Annotated in this window: 16 protein-coding genes and 1 tRNA gene; 8 read left to right on the plus strand and 9 right to left on the minus strand. The window is 72.4% G+C overall.

Features of this window, described 5'->3' with window-relative positions:
* The first annotated feature begins 299 nt into the window (after nt 1-299).
* On the plus strand, nt 300-1,370 hold the full coding sequence (locus tag ACFWVV_RS20725; RefSeq protein WP_384353361.1) for a serine hydrolase domain-containing protein: 1,071 nt from the start codon (nt 300-302) through the stop codon (nt 1,368-1,370).
* A 52-nt stretch (nt 1,371-1,422) separates the two neighbouring features.
* On the opposite strand, the gene ACFWVV_RS20730 is transcribed toward ACFWVV_RS20725, so the two are convergent.
* The 4 genes from ACFWVV_RS20730 to ACFWVV_RS20745 all read right to left on the minus strand — a co-directional run bounded on the left by ACFWVV_RS20730 (nt 1,423) and on the right by ACFWVV_RS20745 (nt 5,314).
* Nucleotides 1,423-2,355 (minus strand): VOC family protein, encoded by a 933-nt coding sequence (locus ACFWVV_RS20730; RefSeq protein ID WP_384353358.1) that lies wholly within the window; start codon nt 2,353-2,355, stop codon nt 1,423-1,425.
* Between the two features lie 114 nt (nt 2,356-2,469).
* A complete protein-coding gene (locus ACFWVV_RS20735) occupies nt 2,470-3,714 on the minus strand; it encodes a metallophosphoesterase (protein ID WP_384353355.1) in 1,245 nt (414 codons plus the stop codon).
* Nucleotides 3,715-3,810: 96 nt separating this feature from the next.
* Nucleotides 3,811-4,590: a GNAT family N-acetyltransferase gene (locus tag ACFWVV_RS20740; RefSeq protein WP_384353352.1), complete on the minus strand. Its 780-nt coding sequence runs from the start codon at nt 4,588-4,590 to the stop codon at nt 3,811-3,813.
* 142 nt (nt 4,591-4,732) lie between these two features.
* A complete protein-coding gene (locus tag ACFWVV_RS20745) occupies nt 4,733-5,314 on the minus strand; it encodes a GNAT family N-acetyltransferase (protein ID WP_384353349.1) in 582 nt (193 codons plus the stop codon).
* Here ACFWVV_RS20745 and ACFWVV_RS20750 point away from each other — a divergent pair.
* From ACFWVV_RS20750 to ACFWVV_RS20765, 4 genes are all read left to right on the plus strand, one after another.
* Entirely contained in the window at nt 5,313-5,516 is a 204-nt protein-coding gene (locus ACFWVV_RS20750) for a hypothetical protein (protein WP_384353346.1), read from the plus strand. The genes ACFWVV_RS20745 and ACFWVV_RS20750 overlap by 2 nt on opposite strands.
* Nucleotides 5,517-5,681: 165 nt before the next feature.
* A complete protein-coding gene (locus ACFWVV_RS20755; protein WP_384353343.1) occupies nt 5,682-6,785 on the plus strand; it encodes a mechanosensitive ion channel family protein in 1,104 nt (367 codons plus the stop codon).
* Nucleotides 6,786-6,948: 163 nt separating this feature from the next.
* A tRNA-Pro gene (locus ACFWVV_RS20760) sits at nt 6,949-7,025 on the plus strand.
* A gap of 84 nt (nt 7,026-7,109) precedes the next feature.
* Nucleotides 7,110-7,634 (plus strand): DUF309 domain-containing protein, encoded by a 525-nt coding sequence (locus ACFWVV_RS20765; RefSeq protein ID WP_384353340.1) that lies wholly within the window; start codon nt 7,110-7,112, stop codon nt 7,632-7,634.
* Nucleotides 7,635-7,654: 20 nt separating this feature from the next.
* Here the strand turns inward: ACFWVV_RS20765 and ACFWVV_RS20770 are convergent, their stop codons facing one another.
* The 3 genes from ACFWVV_RS20770 to ACFWVV_RS20780 all read right to left on the minus strand — a co-directional run bounded on the left by ACFWVV_RS20770 (nt 7,655) and on the right by ACFWVV_RS20780 (nt 10,718).
* Nucleotides 7,655-8,326, minus strand: a complete 672-nt coding sequence (locus ACFWVV_RS20770) for a lactate utilization protein C (protein ID WP_384353427.1) — start codon at nt 8,324-8,326, stop codon at nt 7,655-7,657.
* A gap of 209 nt (nt 8,327-8,535) precedes the next feature.
* Nucleotides 8,536-9,966: a LutB/LldF family L-lactate oxidation iron-sulfur protein gene (locus ACFWVV_RS20775; protein ID WP_384353337.1), complete on the minus strand. Its 1,431-nt coding sequence runs from the start codon at nt 9,964-9,966 to the stop codon at nt 8,536-8,538.
* Nucleotides 9,963-10,718: a (Fe-S)-binding protein gene (locus tag ACFWVV_RS20780; protein ID WP_384353334.1), complete on the minus strand. Its 756-nt coding sequence runs from the start codon at nt 10,716-10,718 to the stop codon at nt 9,963-9,965. The genes ACFWVV_RS20775 and ACFWVV_RS20780 overlap by 4 nt, the downstream gene beginning before the upstream one ends.
* Before the next feature lie 488 nt (nt 10,719-11,206).
* Between ACFWVV_RS20780 and ACFWVV_RS20785 the strand changes: the two genes are divergently transcribed.
* Nucleotides 11,207-12,754, plus strand: coding sequence for an RNA polymerase sigma factor (locus tag ACFWVV_RS20785; protein WP_384353331.1), 1,548 nt, complete (start codon nt 11,207-11,209; stop codon nt 12,752-12,754).
* 16 nt (nt 12,755-12,770) lie between these two features.
* Here the strand turns inward: ACFWVV_RS20785 and ACFWVV_RS20790 are convergent, their stop codons facing one another.
* Entirely contained in the window at nt 12,771-14,063 is a 1,293-nt protein-coding gene (locus ACFWVV_RS20790; RefSeq protein ID WP_384353328.1) for a cytochrome P450, read from the minus strand.
* A 285-nt stretch (nt 14,064-14,348) separates the two neighbouring features.
* Entirely contained in the window at nt 14,349-15,251 is a 903-nt protein-coding gene (locus ACFWVV_RS20795) for a neocarzinostatin apoprotein domain-containing protein (RefSeq protein ID WP_384353326.1), read from the minus strand.
* Between the two features lie 303 nt (nt 15,252-15,554).
* Here ACFWVV_RS20795 and ACFWVV_RS20800 point away from each other — a divergent pair, with 303 nt between their 5' ends.
* Nucleotides 15,555-15,977 carry a DUF350 domain-containing protein gene (locus tag ACFWVV_RS20800; RefSeq protein ID WP_384353324.1) on the plus strand — a complete coding sequence of 141 codons (423 nt, stop codon included), beginning with the start codon at nt 15,555-15,557 and terminating at the stop codon, nt 15,975-15,977.
* A gap of 243 nt (nt 15,978-16,220) precedes the next feature.
* A complete protein-coding gene (locus ACFWVV_RS20805; protein ID WP_384353321.1) occupies nt 16,221-18,443 on the plus strand; it encodes a trehalase family glycosidase in 2,223 nt (740 codons plus the stop codon).
* Nucleotides 18,444-18,489: the final 46 nt, after the last annotated feature.

Genomic DNA, 18,489 nt, shown 5'->3' on the forward strand with positions numbered 1-18,489 from the left:
GGCCCGGGTCGGGTGGGCAGGCGTGGGACCGGCCCGGGTCACTCCGTCCGGTTGACGGCCCCGCTGCTCTCCCGCCCACGCGCGCGGCGTCGCCCCCGGGTGAGACGTGGCCCGGAGCGGCCCGGAAGGCCGACGGCGCGCACCTCCTGGGACGCACCCGCCGGTCGAGGGGCCGGGCAGTGGCTCGTACTTATGATCCACTCATGAACGGGCGGGCCCGGGGAACGTACTTCCCGGGCCCGCCCGCATGAAGCGGCGGTGTGCCGTGGCCACGCGGGCCGGAACGGGGGCATAGGGACATGAGGGACACCGTCGAGCTGGGCGCCGGATGGGCGCCGGGGCGGGAGAGCGGGGACCCCGCACTCGTCGAGCGGGTCAGGCGGGAGGCCGGGGATGCCGACGGCTACCACTCCTTGTCCGTGGCCGTGGTCGACGCCGGCGGCGTACGTTTCGCGGCGCTCGGGACGGATCGGGCGCGGGAGTCGGTCACGCCGGACACCGCATTCGAGATCGGTTCGGTCACCAAGGTCCTCACCGGCATGCTGCTCGCCTCGCTCGCCGGTGCGGGCAGGGTCTCCGTGGAGCAGCCGGTGGCGGAGCTGCTGCCGGGCCACCGCTTCTCGAGCGCCGCGACGGCTTCGGTCACGCTGGACGAACTCGCGTCGCACCGCTCCGGGCTGCCGCGGCTGCCGCACGGCTCCTTGCCGGCGAACCTCCGTCTCACGCTGGCCGTCATGCGCGGCCGCGACCCCTACCGGGGCATGGGACGGGCGGAGTTCCTGCGGCGGGCTGCGAGGGTCACGCCCACGGGCCCGCGCGGTGGGTTCGGGTACTCCAACCTGGGCATGGCCCTCCTCGGCCAGGCCCTGGCCGAGTCGGTGAAGGGTGCGGCGGCGGACGGCGAGGACCGCTATGCGGTGCTGCTGGAGCGTGAGTTGCTCGGTCCGCTCGGGATGGCGGCGACGGTGGTGCGCGGGCCCGGTACGGCCGCCCGGCACGCGGTGCCGCACCGGAGCGACGGCCGGGCGGTCGCCCCGTGGATTTCGCCGGGGTACGCACCGGCCGGGGTAGGGGTCCTGTCGACGGCGCGGGACCTGTCCCGCCTGCTGGGCGCGGTGCTGGAGCAACGGGCGCCTGGCATCGACGCCACCCGCCCGCGCCACGACGCGCAGGGCATGAACCGTATCGGCATGGGCTGGCTGACCCAGGCCGCGGGCGACCGGGAGCTCACCTGGCACAACGGGGCGACGGGCGGCTCCCGCTCCTTCGTCGGCCTGGACCGGGCAAGGGGGCGCGCCGTGGCGGTCCTTTCGAACACGGCCCAGGACGTCGACGCCCTGGGCTCGCGCCTGGTGCTCCAGGAGGACTGAGCGGACCGGTGTCCTGGCGGGGCCCGGCGCACAGGGTCCTTCGGCCGGGTGGTCAGCCGCGCGGGAGGTCCGCCAGGAGGTGGACGGACTCCTGTTCGCGCGGGTCGGTGCGGGCGACGATGCAGTGCACGGGCTCGTCTCCGGTGACCGGCATGTGCGGGGTGTCCGCCGGGATGAACACCATGTCGCCGGGGCCGATCTCGTCGGTGACCGAGAGGTCCGCGCCGTGGTGGATCTCGTGGCGGCCGCTGATGATGTAGATCGCCGACTCGTGGCCCGCGTGGACGTGCGGCTCGCCCCGCGTGTGCGGCGGGATCCGTACCTCGTGCAGGCACAGGGCCCTGGTGTCGACGGTCTCGGCGGAGACTCCCTGGGTGAAGGTGCCGCCCTGCACGCCCGGGTAGCCCTCGTCGGTGCGGCGAAGGACGACAGCGTTCGGAACCGGCGCGGGCGGGGCGGAGGCAGGCGGGGCCGGGGTGCCGGGGACCGGCAGGTTCGGGACCGGTGCGTTCGGGACCGGTGCGTTCGGGACCGAGACGTTCGAGGCCGAGACGTTCGAGGCCGGCAGCTGCGGCAGCCGCTCCTCAAGTGCCCGCAGCGGGAACTCGCCGCCCTCCCAGTCCCGCTCCCCCGCGCCGACCCGGAATTCATTGCCCGCCGGGTCGGCGAGGAGCACCCAGGCGCTGTCCGCCGGATCGGCCAGCACGGTGGCGCCCAGCCCGGTCAGCCGCCGTACCTCCTCGACGCGCGTGCCCTTCGGCCGGAGGCTGAGGAGTACACCGTTGCGCTCCGCCTTCTTCTCCGTGGCCCGTACGAACAGCAGGGCCGGCGCACCGGCCGCCCGCGCCAGGGCCACCGTGTCGTCACCGGGTGCGTCCATCGCGTCGACCTCGGTCCCGAGCACCTCGCTCCAGAATTCGGCGAGCTCGTACGGCTCGTGCGGGTCGGTGCAGCCGAAGGTGATGTGCTGGACCACGGACGTCACGGAGGACACCTCTTGCCACTTGTGTGTCGGAGTACCCGCCGGACTGTACGCGCAGCACTCACGCAGCCGCCCGTCGTTCGCACGCATGTGCCGAAAAGCATCGGACGGTTTCGGTCAGCCCGTGACGCCCGCCGTGCTCCGCTGCGGCGTCAGCGGTGCGGTGGTGCTGGTGCGGTGCGCGAGACGTGCGGTGCGGGTGGGGACGTCGACGGTGTACGCGTCCACGGTCATCGCCCGCTCGGAGACCCTGAGGACCATGAAGCCGTGGTCGGAGAAGTTCTGCCAGGTGGCCGGGTGGCTGGAATGTGCCCTTCCGTCGCCCGACTTGGCGGCGGCGCCGCAGACGATCTGGCGGGTCCCGCCGGTGCGCGCGGTGGGTTCCAGGAGCTGGAGGGTGTGGTCGTGGCCGGAGAGGATCAGGTCGGCCCGCCCGCACACCACCTCCTCGTACAGCTCCTTGAGGTGGATGCCCCGCGTGTAGTGGCCGATCAGGAAACCGTCGTACGAACCGGCGCTGCCGTGCTTCCCGTTGTTGAGGTACGGGTGGTGACCGAGGACCACTTTCCAGCGGGCGCCCGAGGCGGCCAGCGCGCCGTCGAGCCACGCGCGCTGAGCCTTCATGTAGGGGCCGTCCCACTGGTAGTGCGGGTCGAGCTGCGCGACGGTGGAGGCGACCGGGTTGGTGTCCAGGGCGAAGAACTCGACGAGGGGGTCGGCGCCACCCGCGGGCAGGGCCGCGCTGTAGTACCGGCTGGGCATGTACCAGCGCCTGGAGGATCTGGCGTACGAGACCTCGCGGTCGCCGCGCGAGGGGTCGCCGCCGCTGCCGGGGAGCAGCCCCGAGCAGTCGTGGTTGCCGAGGACCATCAGCCACGGGATGTCGATCCCGGTGTTGGGTTCCTCGAACTTGGACTGGAACTCGGAGTCGTGGTCGGACTCGGGGCCGTTCTCGTAGATGTTGTCGCCGAGCCCGACGGCAAGGCCTATGCCCTCGCTGCGGCAGACCTGCCGGGCGGCCGCGGCCACGGCGTGCTGGGCCTCCGCTCCGGTGCCTGCGTCACCGGTGATCAGCACGGTGAACTCCCCGGCGGAATTGGGGTGTTCGGGGAGCGGAAACTTCTCCGCGGCCGGCGCCGCCCCCCGGGGGGCCCTGGCCGGGCGGGCTTCGGCGGTGCCGCCACCGGGCAGCACCGCCAGCGCGGCTCCCGCCACCGCCCCGCCCAGCAGGGCCCTGCGGCGGACCGTGCTCATGGCGCGTACCCGGTCGCCCACCGGCCCCTCGGCCAGCTCGGGGTCGGCGCGCAGCCACTGCTCTTCGGTCAGGTCCGCCCGGGGCGGGATCAGCTCGTCTTCGCACATGGATGCGTTTTCCCACACGGCAGGGGTATGCCGGGCGACGAAAGAGCGAACAAGCGGCGGAGGTGTCGGGGTGACTTTGTGTGCGGGTCCTGTCGGTCAGTCACGTTCGAAGCAGTGCCATTGGCCGATGACGGAGAAGCCCCTGCGGGCGTACCACTGGCGCGGCCAGTCGTTGGCGTCGGCGATCAGGAACCGGGTGCGGCAGCCCGCTTCGGCGGCCATCCGCAGCCCGGTGGACAGGACCGCGTCGGCGTGACCCCGGCGGCGGTGCGGGTCTGCGGTGACCAGGTCCTCGATCTGGGCGACACTCTGCACCGGGTCGATATAGAGGTCCGCCCAGGCGGCGACCTCGCCGGATTCCGTACGGGAGCCGAGGAAGTGCAAGGTTTCCGCTCCCCGGTGGCGGGACGCGCGCCGTTCGACGAGCTGGCGTATCACCTCGGCTCCGGCGTCCGGGAGGAAGCCCCGCATGCTCTCGGTGAGCGGGACACGCAGGTCGTCGAGGCCGACGGGCCCTGCCTGTTGCCCGCGGGCGGCTTCCGGGATCTCACCGGTGTGCAGCAGGACCAGATTCGCGGAGTGTGCGTAGCCGGCCCGGGTCATCGGATCCACGCAGGCCGCGCCGGTCTCGTCGTCGTAGAGGTACACCGTCCGGTGCGACAGGTGGCCGAGCACCTTGTCCGCGAGGGCGGGAAGTGCCTCGGGGTGGCCGAAGGCCCCGGGCAGGACGAGGTGGTTGTCGCCGTGCGACACCGGGAAGTCCTCGTCGAACACGGCGAATCCACCGGGCGCCTCGGTGGTGCGACCGGCCTTGCGGAGCTCGAAGTCCACCAGGAAGGCGTGGATGCGGGAGAGCTCGGGATGGGGAGGGGGCATGGAGGGAGCCTACGCAGTCGGGAAGGGAGTCGCCTCCGCGTTTTCGCGGCCGTCTCCGCGCGTCGGCCGGCAGGCGCTCAGCGAACACTCGGCGCCTCCAACTTCTCTCTTCGGAACGGAAGTTGACCTTTTGGGACAAGGATCACCGAGGGGCTTGCGCGTCCTGGGCATACCCGGAATCCGAGGCGTCCGGGTGGCCCGGGGCGAGGAAGACGGCCACCTCGCCGCCGTCCGCTCCCGGCACCGGAGCGACCTCGTGCCAGCCGCACCGCCGGTAGAAGGCCATCGCTTCCGGCGCGTTGCGGCCGGTGAGCAGCCAGGCCCGCCCGTTCGGGGCGGCAGCCGCCAGGATTGCCTCCAGCAGGCGGCGGCCGAGTCCGGTGCGCCTGGCCCGCTCGCGTACGGCGAGTTCGTCGACCTGAAAGGCACCCACGAGGAGCTGTTCCGTTCGGCGGGCTCCCGCCTGCGCCGCGACCCGCCCGTAGGCGCGCTCCGCCGGGAAGGGGTCCGGCGTGGTCCAGCCGGAGGCGTAGCCGTCCACTTCCCCGCCCGAGGCCGCGACGGCTACGCGGAAACCGGGGCGCAAGCGGTCCGCTTCGAGCCGCTCCCGGTACTCCTCGGCGGCACCCGCGCCCTCGTTCCAGGGCGGGACGGTGAAGACCTCGCCGTAGACCTCGACCAGTTGGTCCGCTACTTCGGCTACTTCGGGCCCGTAGATCCGCATGCGAAAACTCTACCCAGAGCTCTCCCCCAAGAAGTTCCGCAAGAAGGTGCGGACGGCGGGGGCGACCGGGGTCGCGTCGACCGCCGGTGAGCTGCTCACCCCCGGCCGGGCAGCCCTGCTGACGCGGGGGTGGCGGCAGCTGCCGTGGCTCCCATGCGGCAGGATGACGCTCGCGCCGGAGCACGCCCGTGTCCCGGCGTGACCGCGCAACCCGGAACGAGCAGGTGACCCACGTGACGACAGCTCACATACGCAGCCCCCAGGGGCTGTTCCCCCGCAGCCCCCGCAGGGCGACCCCTCAGCCGCACACCGCCATGCGGCTGTCCCTGCCGGTGCGTCAGGTGCCGCTGTGCCGGGGAGTGCACTGATGGAACGAGCCCTGCAACTGAGGGACCTGATCGTCGCCGGAGTCGCGGTGGCGGCCGGCCTCCTCGCGGCGGGCCTGCTGCGGGCGGTCCTGCGCTGGCTGGGCGAGCGCGCCAGCCGGACCCGGTGGAGCGGGGACGACGTCATCGTCGACGCCGTACGGACCCTCATCCCCATCGCGGCTGTCTCCGCGGGGCTCGCCGTCGCCGCGGCCGCGCTGCCGCTGACCCCGCGCACCGGGCAGAACGTCACCCGGGCACTGACCGCACTGCTGATCCTCGCCGGCACGGTCACGGCGGCACGGATCGCCACCGGTCTGGTGAAGTCCGTGGCGCAGTCACGCTCGGGGGTGGCCGGGTCGGCGACCATCTTCGCCAACATCACGCGCGTGGTCGTGCTGGCCATGGGCTTCCTGGTCCTGCTCCAGACCCTCGGGGTCTCCATCGCGCCGCTGCTCACCGCGCTCGGCGTGGGCGGCCTGGCGGTGGCGCTGGCCCTGCAGGACACCCTCGCCAATCTCTTCGCAGGCGTCCACATCCTCGCCTCCAAGACGGTGCGCCCCGGTGACTACATCCAGCTCAGCAGCGGCGAGGAGGGTTACGTCGTCGACATCAACTGGCGCAACACCGTCGTGCGGCAGCTGTCCAACAACCTCGTGATCATCCCCAACGTCCAGCTCGCCGGCACGAACATGACCAACTTCAGCCGCCCCGAGCAGGAGCTCCAGATCAATGTGCAGGTCGGGGTGTCGTACGACAGCGACCTCGTGCGGGTCGAGCAGGTGACGACGGAGGTCGTCGAAGAGGTGATGCGGGAGATCACCGGCGCCGTGCCCGAGCACGAGCCGGCCGTCCGCTTCCACACCTTCGGGGACTCCCGGATCGGGTTCACGGTGATTCTGGGGGTCGGCGAGTTCAGCGACCAGTACCGGGTCAAGCACGAGTTCATCAAGCGCCTGCACCAGCGCTATCGGGCGGAGGGCATCCGCGTACCGGCCCCGGCACGGAACGTGACCGTGGTGCAGGGTGAGCGGCCGGGCGGGCACCCGGAGGACATCCTCGCGAAGGTGGTGCCGGGGATCCCGCGCCAGCGCCCGGCTCCCTGAGCACGGGCGGGGCGGCTCCAAGAGCGCCGGCGGGGCAGGCTCCCTCCTGAGGGCGGGGTGGCGGCCCGCCCCCGGCACGGGGCGGGCGGTTCGGAGTCCCCCTCCGGGTGCGGTATTGTTCTCATGCGCGCTCAGCCAGGGGAAACCCCAGGTCAGCGCGCACCGGGACGTGGCGCAGCTTGGTAGCGCACTTGACTGGGGGTCAAGGGGTCGCAGGTTCAAATCCTGTCGTCCCGACCAGCGTTTTCGCAGGTCGGAGGCCGTATCAGAGAAATCTGATACGGCCTTTCCCGCGTTCGGTGCCGGGGCACCACAATGGTGGGCATGGACATGAAACGGGACCGCGATGCCGAAGGACGGGCGCGCAACGCCCGTCCCCGCGACGGGCTCGGACGCCCGCTGCCGTACGGGACTCCCGGGGTGGAACGGCAGCCGGAGGGGGTCGTGCGTTCCCCCGAGGAGACGGTCCGCGAGGCACAGCGGCTGCTGGACGCGGGGATGCCGTTCCACGCGCACGAGGTCTTCGAGGACGCGTGGAAGTCGGGCCCCGAGGAGGAGGCCGCGCTGTGGCGGGCCCTGGCCCAGCTGGCGGTGGGGCTGACCCATGCGGCGCGGGGAAACTCGGCGGGCGGTGCCCGGCTGCTGCTGCGGGGTGCTGCGGGGCTGGCGGCCTACGGGGCCGCGGGGCGGGGAGCGGTGCACGGGCTCGATCTGGACGGGCTGGTCGGCTGGGCGCGGGAGCTGGCGGGGCGGGTCCCCGGGGCGGGGGCGGTGAAGGCCCGGGCCGAGGCGCCGGGGCTGGCCGGGGCAGGGGGGCCGACCGGGGCACCGGGGCCGGCCGGGGGCTGAGGAGCGCCACGGGTACGCCGTCAGTCCGCCGTGAGGAGGACCACCTCCAGGGTGCGGGGGCCGTGTACGCCTTCCACCCGGTCCAGTTCGATGTCGCTGGTCGCCGACGGGCCCGAGATCCACGTGAGGGGGCGGGCCGGGTCCAGCCGCGGCATCGCCTGCGGGAGGGAGGCGACCACCTGGGAGGGTGCCCGGACCACGCAGATGTGGTGGTCGGGGACCAGAGTGATGCGGCGGCGGCCCTGGCCGGGGCCGCCGTCCAGGACGATCGTGCCGGTCTCCGCGATGGCGAGGGCGCAGCCGGTGACGACGCTCCCGATCCGGTCGAGGTCCGCGGGGGTGAGTTCCGCCCGGTCGTCGACGCGGGCGGGGCCGGCCGCGCCGAGCCAGTGCGGGGGAAGTCCCCGCGGTACGAGTACGGAGGCGGAGCCCCGGTCCGCCAGCAGGCGCGCGAGGAGAGCGGCGATGCCGTTCCCGGTGGCGCGGTGGACGCGCGCCCGGTAGTCGGCGAGGTTCTCGTGCAGCAGGTCGAGGACGGCGGCAGGGTCGTCGGGGGTGTGGGCGGTGGCGTACGCACGGATGGGCTCGGGGGCTTCGGGGGCATCGGCGACAGCCGCGCGGATGCGGGCGAGGACGCGCTCACGGCTGGACGCGCCACCGGGACCGGCCGTGTCGCCCCGACGGGTCTCGATGCCGCGGCCGGCCCCGGTGCCGCCGCCAGTCCCGGAGCCGCGGCGGGTCTCGGTGCCGCCGTTGCTCTCGTCGCGACGGGTCTCGATGCCGCGGCCCGTCCCGGTGGCGCGGCCGGTCACCGGGCCGCCGTCGGCCCCGGTGGTACCGCTGGCCCCGGCGGTGCGGCTGCTCCCGTCGCGGCCGGTCTCCGGGTCCCGGCTGGTCGAGTTCATGAGGTGCGGGTCCTTTTCCACCAGTCGCGGAACGGCTCCGCGGGCATGTCGGGGAGGTCTCGGGTGTTGGTCCAGGCGGCGCCGGGAAGGCGCGCCGGGAGCTTCTTCGGGTGGAGCTTGCGGGTGCGCGAGGCAGCCCGTTCCGCGGCGGTCAGGGCCGCGGGATGATTGAGCACCCAGCCTGCCGCCCTGATCGCCGCCTTTTCCAAGCGGTGCCCCTTGCCGCCCTGATCGGCCACCTTCTCCCGGAGGTGAACCAGGACCTCCGGGATGTCGATGGCCACCGGGCACACCTCGTAGCAGGCCCCGCAGAGCGAGGAGGCAAAGGGCAGCGAGGCGTCCAACTCCGACGTCGTACCGCGCAGTTGGGGGGTGAGGATGGCACCGATGGGGCCGGGGTAGACCGAGCCGTACGCGTGACCGCCGGCCCGCTCGTACACCGGGCAGACGTTCAGGCAGGCCGAGCAGCGGATGCAGCGCAGGGTCTGGCGGCCCACCTCGTCGGCGAGGACGTTCGTCCGGCCGTTGTCGAGAAGGACCAGGTGGAAGGACTGCGGTCCGTCGCCTTCGGTGGTGCCCGTCCAGGTGCTGGTGTACGGGTTCATCCGCTCGGCGGTGGAGGAACGCGGGAGGGTCTGGAGGAAGACTTCGAGGTCGCGCCAGGTGGGGACGACCTTCTCGATGCCGACGACGGAGATGAGGGTCTCGGGGAGGGTCAGGCACATGCGGCCGTTGCCCTCGGACTCGACGACCACGAGAGTGCCGGTTTCGGCGACCATGAAGTTGGCGCCGGAGATGCCGACCTTGGCCCGCAGGAACTTCTCGCGCAGGTGCACGCGGGCCGCTTCCGCGAGGTCGGCGGGGCGGTCGGTGAGGCCGTCGGGGGCCGGGCGGCCCCATGCTCCCATCGTGCGGGTGAAGATCTCCCGGATCTCGCCGCGGTTGCGATGGATGGCCGGCACCAGGATGTGCGAGGGACGGTCGTCGCCGAGCTGGACGATGAGCTCGGCGAGGTCGGTCTCGTAGGCGGTGATGCCGGCCGCCGCCAGGGCGTCGTTGAGGCCGATCTCCTGAGTGGCCATGGACTTGACCTTGACGACCTCGCGCTCGCCGGTGGCTTCGACCAGGCCGGTGACGATGCGGTTGGCCTCGTCGGCGTCGGCGGCCCAGTGGACCGTGCCGCCCGCCTCCGTGACCGCTTGCTCCAACTGGATGAGGAGGGAGTCGAGGTGGCGCAGGGTGCGGTCCTTGATTTGCTTGCCCGCTTCGCGCAGTTCGGCCCAATCATCCAGCTCGGCAACCGCTTTGGCTCGTTTGTCGCGAATGGTGTGGGTGGCGTGCCGAAGGTTGGCGCGCAGGGTGCGGTCCCGCACGGCCGATTGGGCCGCCCGGGGGAATGACGGCATGCCGAGGTACGTACCGCTCACAGCAGGGGCTCCTCTTCGGTGCTCGCCAGGATCTCGGCCAGGTGCAGAGCGCGCATCGGTGCCTGCTCGCGGCGGAGCATGCCGCCGAGGTGCATCAGGCAGGAGTTGTCCGCGCCGCACAGGAAGTCGGCGCCGGTGGAGGCGGCATTACGGATCTTGTCCTCGCCCATCGCTGCGGAAACATCGGAGTTCTTCACGGCAAAGGTGCCGCCGAAGCCACAGCACTCCTCCGCCCCCTGGAGCTCTCTGAGCTCCAGCCCCCTGACCGCTTCGAGGAGTCTGCGGGGGCGCTCGCCGAGGCCGAGCGCGCGCAGACCGTGGCAGGACGGGTGATAGGTCACGGCGTGCGGGAAGTACGCGCCCACGTCGGTCACCTTCAGCACGTCGAGAAGGAACTCGGTCAGCTCGTACATCCGCGGGACCAGCGACTCCGCGGCCCGCGTGAGATCGCAGCCCCTGCCCTCCTTGGTCTGGAGCCGCCCGATCCGCGGATAGCTGTCGCGGATCATGGCCGCGCAGGAGCCCGAGGGAGTGACCACCCAGTCGTACCCCTCGAAGGCCGCGGCGGTCCTGCGGACCAGGGGCTCGGCGTCCCGGCGGTAGCCGGTGTTGTACTGCGGCTGCCCGCAGCAGGTCTGGGCCGCGGGGAAGTCGACGGTGACACCGAGCCTCTCCAGGAGCTTCACCACCGCGGTCCCGGTGGCCGGGAAGACGGCGTCATTGACGCAGGTGACGAACAGAGCGACGTGCATAGGTCGGAGGATAGGCGTGCCGGCGCCGTCCGGAAAGGGCCACGATCAAGAGGGAGCGATGCCCGGCGGCCGGCCCCGCGCTCGGCCCAGCGCTCGGCCCCGTATTCGATCCCACGATGGGTACCGCCAGGACGCGGCGATCGGCTGTACGGCCCACCGCACCTCACCTGGGAGGGCGAAATCCGGGCGAACGGGGCGGCCCCCGGGGAGGTATCCCGCCCGGGGGTACCCTTGGGGATTCGACTCGGCCCGTGGGGCGCCCGCACACCGGGTCGTCACGCCACCGCAAGGGCCCTTCGCACGACGGGTTACGACCGGGGCAGGAAGAGTGGCTCAGGTCACTTCGGAAAAGGCGTAACGAAACAGCGCGGGCGCGCGATGAACCGACAGGTGCCGTCGCGCAGCCGGGCTTCCTGTTCCACCAAGAGGCCGGGTTGCGGCCTCGCTCCCGCCATCACACTTGTATTTCTCGCTACGAGAGGCTCTTCGTGTCGCTCAGTCCGTCCCGCCCGTTCCCACAGGAGATCGCCGAATCGCCGTCCTTGGTCTCGCTCATCGAGCGCGGCAGGGACCAGGGCCACATCAATGGCGACGACGTGCGCCATGCCTTTGAAGCGGACAGCATCCCCGTCGACCAGTGGAAGCGGGTCCTGCGCAGCCTCAACCAGGTCCTCGACGAAGAGGGTGTGACGCTGATGGTGACGGCGGCCGCTGCCGCCAAGCCCGCGAAGGCCGCCAAGCGCGCGCCGCGCAAGACCGCCGCCCCGAGCGGCGAGGCCAAGCCCGTCGCGAAGCGCGCCGTCGCGAAGAAGGCCGCTGTCAAGAAGACGACGACCGCCGCCAGGGCCGCCGCCTCCGAGACCGTCACCGCCGCCCCGGACGACGAGCTCGACGAGACGACCGGCACGGACGCCGCGGAGAAGCCCGCACCGAAGAAGCGCGCCACCAAGAAGGCCGCGGTGGCGAAGAAGACCGCCGCGAAGAAGCAGACGGACGAGTGGGCGGGTGACGGCGAGGAGGAAGAGGAGACCCCCAAGCCCGGCACCGCCGGTTACGTCCTGTCCGACGAGGACGAGGACGACGCCCCGCCGCAGCAGGTCGCGGTCGCCGGCGCCACCGCCGACCCGGTCAAGGACTACCTCAAGCTCATCGGCAAGGTGCCGCTCCTCAACGCCGAGCAGGAGGTGGAGCTGGCCAAGCGCATCGAGGCCGGCCTCTTCTCCGAGCACAAGCTGGAGGACGAGGAAGGCGCGGGCGAGGGCGAGCTCACCCCGCAGTTCCGCCGCGAGCTGGAGATCCTGGTCGAGGACGGCCGCCGTGCCAAGAACCACCTGCTGGAGGCCAACCTCCGCCTGGTGGTCTCCCTGGCGAAGCGTTACACCGGCCGCGGCATGCTCTTCCTGGACCTGATCCAGGAGGGCAACGTCGGTCTGATCCGTGCGGTCGAGAAGTTCGACTACACCAAGGGCTTCAAGTTCTCCACGTACGCGACCTGGTGGATCCGGCAGGCGATCACCCGCGCCATGGCCGACCAGGCCCGCACCATCCGCATCCCGGTGCACATGGTCGAGGTCATCAACAAGCTCGCCCGCGTGCAGCGCCAGATGCTCCAGGACCTGGGCCGCGAGCCCACCCCGGAGGAGCTGGCCAAGGAACTCGACATGACGCCCGAGAAGGTCATCGAGGTGCAGAAGTACGGCCGCGAGCCGATCTCCCTGCACACCCCGCTCGGTGAAGAGGGCGACAGCGAGTTCGGTGACCTCATCGAGGACTCGGAAGCCGTGGTTCCGGCCGACGCCGTCAGCTTCACGTTCCTCCAGGAGCAGCTGCACTCGGTCCTGGACACGCTCTCCGAGCGCGAGGCGGGTGTCGTCTCGATGCGCTTCGGCCTGGCCGACGGCCAGCCCAAGACGCTGGACGAGATCGGCAAGGTCTACGGCGTGACGCGTGAGCGCATCCGCCAGATCGAGTCCAAGACGATGTCCAAGCTGCGTCACCCGTCGCGCTCGCAGGTCCTGCGCGACTACCTCGACTAGGAGGGCCTGCCCCGCGTCAGCGGGGTGCGAAGGTCAGGTGCAGTGCCTGGGGCGAGCGGTGGATCAGAGTGGGTCGCATGTCGGCCCGCTGGTCCGCCGCTCGCCCCAGGCGCGTGTCCCCTCGACCAGGGCGCGCGTCCGGTCGCCCCGGGCGCGCGTTCTTCCATGCCAGCGTTGGGAACCTGCGGGTGAAGAGCTCCAGGGTGATCCGGAGTTGGGCGCGGCCGAGCTGGGTCCCCGGACAGCCGTGGGTGCCGTGGCCGAAGCCGACGTGACGGGCCCGTTCCCGGCGGGTGAGGTCGAAGGTGTCGGGGTCGTGGTGCCGTTCCGGGTCGCGGTTGGCCGATCCGTACGCGACGAACAGTGCGCTGCCGGGCGGGAGTTCGGTGCCGGAGAGGGTCACCGTACGGGTGGTGAGGCGCCGGAAGCCCTGGATCGGGGTGTCGTGGCGGACGGCCTCGTCGATCGCCGCGGGGATCCGGTCCGGCTCCGCGCAGAGCAGCCGCCACTGGGCGGGGTCGCTCAGGAGGTGCAGGAACATCGTGCCGATGAGGCCCGTGGTCGTGAGGTGTCCGGCGAGCAGCAGGTTCTGCAGGTGGGAGACCATCTCGCCGCGCTGTTCGCGGGTGAGGTCCCCGGTGCCGGGCACCAGCGCGGCCGTCATGGTGGAGATCAGGTCGTCGCGGGGGTGCGCGCGGCGGTCGCGGACGTAATTGTCCAGCAGGTGCTGGAGGGCCACGACGTCGCGGGCCGCCGCGGCCTGTTCCTCCTCCGGCAGCGGCCGGAACAGCAGCTCCTCGGCGCGCCGGCCGCCGTGCACGGCGGCGCGGGCATCCGCCTCGTCGATGCCCAGCACGCGGCAGATGACGTCGCCCGGCAGCAGCTCGGCGTACTCCGCCATCAGTTCGACCCGCCCGCGCGGCGCGAAGGCGTCGACGAGCTCCTCGGCGCGGGCCGTGGCGTACGGGAGGACGGCGTTGACGCGGGCCGTGGACAGGCCGCTGTTGAGCGGGGCGCGGTAGGCGCGGTGGGTGTCGCCGTCGGAGGTGACGACGGTGCGGTGGCTGCCGAGGCCCTTGGCGAGTTCGGCGAGGGCGGCGGGGCCGGGGACGACGTCGGGGCGCAGGGAGTTCGCCGAGGAGAAGTCCTCCGGGCGGCGGAGGACCTCGCGGACGTCCTCGTCCCGGGAGACGAGCCAGGCGTCCAGCTCCGGGACGAAGGTGAGGCCTTCGGTGGAGCGGGCACGGGCGTAGTGCGGGTAGGGGTCGCGTTGCCAGGCGTCGAGGGCGCGGTGTTCGGCTAAGTCCACGGGATCATCGTGCCTGAGGGGGTGGAGGTTGCGGAAGGCCCTTGAGGGGGAGATCGGGTGGGGGTGCGGGGCGTACGGGGGTGTGGGGCGGGCCGGGGTACAAGGTGCGACTCCAGCGAGGGGCCGCCCCCTTGCCCGCCCTTCCCCACGCTCTCGGCTTCGCTCGAGCAGGGGAGACCCCACACGCCCCCGGGGGCGGCCCCGCCGCCCGAGGGGGCTGGGGGCGGCCGCACAAGGGGGCTGGGAGGGTTGGGGCGGCCCCCGCCGCCCGAGCGGGCGGGGGTGTCAGGGGGTGGGCAGGGGTGGGGACGGGGCGAGGTGGAGGGTGGAGCGGACGCTTTCCGGGCCGCGTACCCGGGAGGCGAACGCCACCAGTTCGCAGGCTCCCCTGGGGCGGCAGTCGATGTCCCGGCCCTCCCGGGTCCGGAATCCGGCCTGGACGGTGACCTCGCGCTGGAGGCGCCCCCTGTCGTCCGTGGCCGGCGGGCGGCTGCCGCCGACGGCGCAGTCGTCGTAGCCGAGAGCGCCCGCGGCGCACTGGACCACCAGGAAGTGGTACTGCGGCTCGTAACCGCGCCCGCGCACGGTGACCTTCTGGCCGTGCAGCAGCTTCCGGTTGGGGGTGATGCGGAAGGTCGGTGCGGCCTCCAGCGGGGCGCCCGGCAGGAACTCCAGGGCGGTCGCGGTGAGCAGGTTGCCGCTGTTGTCGAACATGGCCAGCTCGCACGGTGCTCCGGCGGTACGGCAGTCGACCTTCCCCGACGGGGTCTCCAGCTGGGCGTACAGCTTCTTCGGGGACGGACGGTACGTCCCGTCCGGCAGCACCCGGAACTGCCGCCGGGTGTCGTCGTCGCAGGTGGCCTCCGAGGGCCGGGCGCCGCACATCATCACCCACACGTAACTCTTGGCGGGGCCTCCGGTGATCCGGAACGTGGCGATGTCGCCGTCCCGCAGGCCGGTGGTCCGCCGGACGTTGAGCTGCGGTCCCGCGTCGGGTTCCGCGAGCGGTCCCGCGCCGGGTTCCGCGAGCCGTCCCGTCACAGCCCCCGCGAGAGGTCCCGCACCGGCCGCCTCCACTGCCCCCGCCGGCTGCGTCCCCAGCAGCGACAGCAGCAGTGCACCGGCCGTCAGTCCCGCTCCCGCAGCCGCTCCGCGGGACGCCGTCAGCCACTTCACGCTCATCCGCATGCGTTCCCCCTGTGGTCGCGTCCGCCCCCTCCGGGCGGGGCGGCACCATGGTGACACATCGCAGCGCCGTCAACTCCCTCTGTCACCAACGGGGTTGTGAGGGACGTCGGCGCGATGCCCCGGCCCGTACGCAAGGTGGACGAAAGGACGTACGGGAAGGCCTGCGCGAGGCCCGGGAACGGTCCGGGCACGGTCCGGGAACGGTTCTGCCGGGCCCATCCCGCTCCGGCACACCCGTGCGATACGTTTTGCGTCGCCTTTCCCACGTGCATCTTTCACTCACTCGCGGAGACTGACTTCTCAATGGACGACATCGTCAATGGACTTGGCCGTACCGCCGCCTACGGTGCTCTCGGCGTCGTACTGCTGACCCTGGGCATCTTCCTGGTGGACGCGCTGACTCCGGGCAAGCTCGGCAAGCAGATCTGGCAGGAGCGCAACCGCAACTGTGCGCTGCTGCTCAGCTCGGCGCTGCTCGGCATCGGCGGGATCGTCTTCACGTCGATCTGGACGACGTACAACGACTTCGGCAAGGGTCTGGTGTCGACGGCCGTCTTCGGTGTCGTCGGCCTGGTGATGATGGCGGTGGCGTTCTGGGTGGTCGACGTGATCACGCCCGGGAAGCTCGGCGCCACCCTGGTGGAGGAGGAGCCGCACCCGGCGGTGTGGGTGACGGCCTCCTGCAACATCGCGGTGGCCGCAATCATTTCGGCCTCGATTGCCTGAGCCCTACGGGCAGGGTCCCGGAACCGTCGTCCCGTCCCGTACCTGCCGGGCAGGGCCGGGATCCGTCGTCCGCCTGTCCCCGGAGTCAGGGCGGGCGGACGAGTGGTGGGCGGGCGAGTGGTGGGCGGCGGCGCGGCGGCGCAGGCCGGTGAGCACCTCGGCCGGTGCGCGGTGGCCTGAGCCTTCCGCGTGCGGCGTCCCACTCCCCGGCCCCCGTCCCTGCTCCACCGAAACCAGGTGACCATGCCCGTCCGTCTCGGTATCCGCACCGGCCCCCGCCCCCGGGCCCTCGCTGTGGCCCTCCTCTGCGGCACGCTGCTCACCGGTGTGCTGAGCGCCCCGGCCTCCTCCGCGCCGCCCGCTCGCGCCGGGCGCCCCGACGCGGCGCCCCTCCCGTACACCGATGTGCTCGACCGGCACGGCTCCCCCACCGCCGCCCTGCCGGGCGTCGGCGGCGACAACAACCCGGTGAACGTCTTCGCCGACCGGGGCGCCTGGCACGCCTACGCCCTCCCGAAGGCGGGTGACACCGCGTCGTACGGCGGCTTCACCGGGCCGCTGTACCTCGCGCAGGAGTACCCGTGGTGGCTGAGCGAGGCGTTCAGCCGCATACGGCTCACCGAAGCGGGGCGGCAGCTGGATCTCGCGGCGGGCGGTGCCCCGCGCACCGGCTCCCAGCCGGGGCGGCTTCTCCAGTCGTACGACCTCGGGCGCGGACTGCACCTGACGCTGGAGCTCCGGTTCTCCTCGCAGCGCACCGCGCTCGTGCGGGCCGAGGTCCGCAACGAGGGGCGCGGGAGCCGCACGCTCGGCGTGGGCTGGACGGGCTCGCTGCTGCGGCCCGCCGACGCCCCCATGAGGGACTCGCTGTCACTGAAGGCCACCGGGCGCGGCGTCGTGGTCGGTTTCGCGAAGGTGCGGGAGACCTGGGACTACCTGACCGACGGCACGGAGCGCTTCGAGGTCACCCACCGCGAGCATGTCCGCACCACGGTCGAGGGGGACACCTACCGCACGGACGCCGTCGCGCCCCTCACCCTGCGGCCCGGCGGCACTCACTCCTTCGACTGGACCGAGTCGTACACCTTCAGCGCCGCCGAGCGCGCGCGGGAGGCCCCCGCGATCCGGTCCGCGCTCGCCCGCCCCGACGTCGCGGCCCGCTCCGGGGACGCGCGGTGGCATCGCTATGTCGACTCGGTCACGCGCGGGGTGCCGCAGGAACAGCGCCGTACGGCCGTGAAGGCGCTGGAGACGCTGGTCACCAACTGGCGTGGTGCTGCCGGGCGGATCAGGCACGACGGCATCACGCCTTCGCTGTCGTACAAGTGGTTCGCGGGCGGGGTGTGGTCCTGGGACACCTGGAAGCAGGCGGTCGGCACGGCCCGCTTCGAGCCGGGGCTGGCGCAGGAGCAGATCCGCTCGATGTTCGCCCACCAGATACGCGCCGACTCGGCGTCACGCCCGCAGGACGAGGGGATGATCCCGGACGCGGTCTTTTACAACGACACCCGGCAGGGCGGCGGCAACTGGAACGAGCGCAACTCCAAGCCCCCGCTGGCCGCCTGGTCGGTCTGGGAAGTCTTCACAAAATCGGGTGACACCCGTTTCCTGCGGGAGCTGTATCCGAAGCTGGCCGCGTACCAGGCGTGGTGGTACCGCAACCGGGACCACGACGGCAACGGCCTGGCCGAGTACGGGGCGACGGTCGACCCGCTGAACGCGACGCCGGAGGACCAGCGGCTGGCGGCGGCCTGGGAGAGCGGCATGGACAACGCGCCGCGCTTCGACGAAGCGCTGGGCGCCGCGGTGGTCGCCAACAAGGACGCGCGGGGCCGGGTCGTCGGTTACTCGCTCCGCCAGGAGTCGGTGGACCTCAACGCCCATCTGGCCGCCGACCAAGGGTATCTGGCGAGGATCGCGGCCGCGCTGGGCAGGCCTGCCGATGCCGGGCGGTGGACGGCGAGGTCCCGTGCGACCCATGCCGCCGTACGGGAGTCGATGTACGACGCCTCGTCCGGGTGGTTCTACGACAAGGCTCTCGGCAGCGGGGAGCTGCTGACCGCTCGGGGCCGGGGCATCGAGGGCGCCGTCCCGCTGTGGGCGGGGAGCGCGTCGAAGGAGCAGGCGCGGGCGGTCCGGGCGAAGCTGAACGATCCGGCGGAGTTCGCGACGAAGGTGCCGTTCCCGACGGTGTCCAGGAGCTCGCCGTACTTCGCGCCGACCCGGTACTGGCGCGGTCCGGTCTGGTTCGACCAGGCGTATTTCGCCCTGGGCGGGCTGCGGCGGTACGGGTACGGCAGGGACGCGGACGCCCTGACGGGCAGGCTCCTGGCGCAGGCGGGCGGGCTGTCCGGGAACGGCCCGGTCATGGAGAACTACGACCCGACGACCGGCGCCCCGCTCAACGCCCCCAACTTCAGCTGGTCGGCGGCCCTGCTGCTGCCGATGCTGACCCGGGGCAGGTAACGCGGCCGACGTCAACAGTGCCCGGCCACCGGCCCGTTCGCCCCTT

This window comes from Streptomyces sp. NPDC058663 (genome assembly GCF_042716745.1).
GTDB lineage: Bacteria > Actinomycetota > Actinomycetes > Streptomycetales > Streptomycetaceae > Streptomyces.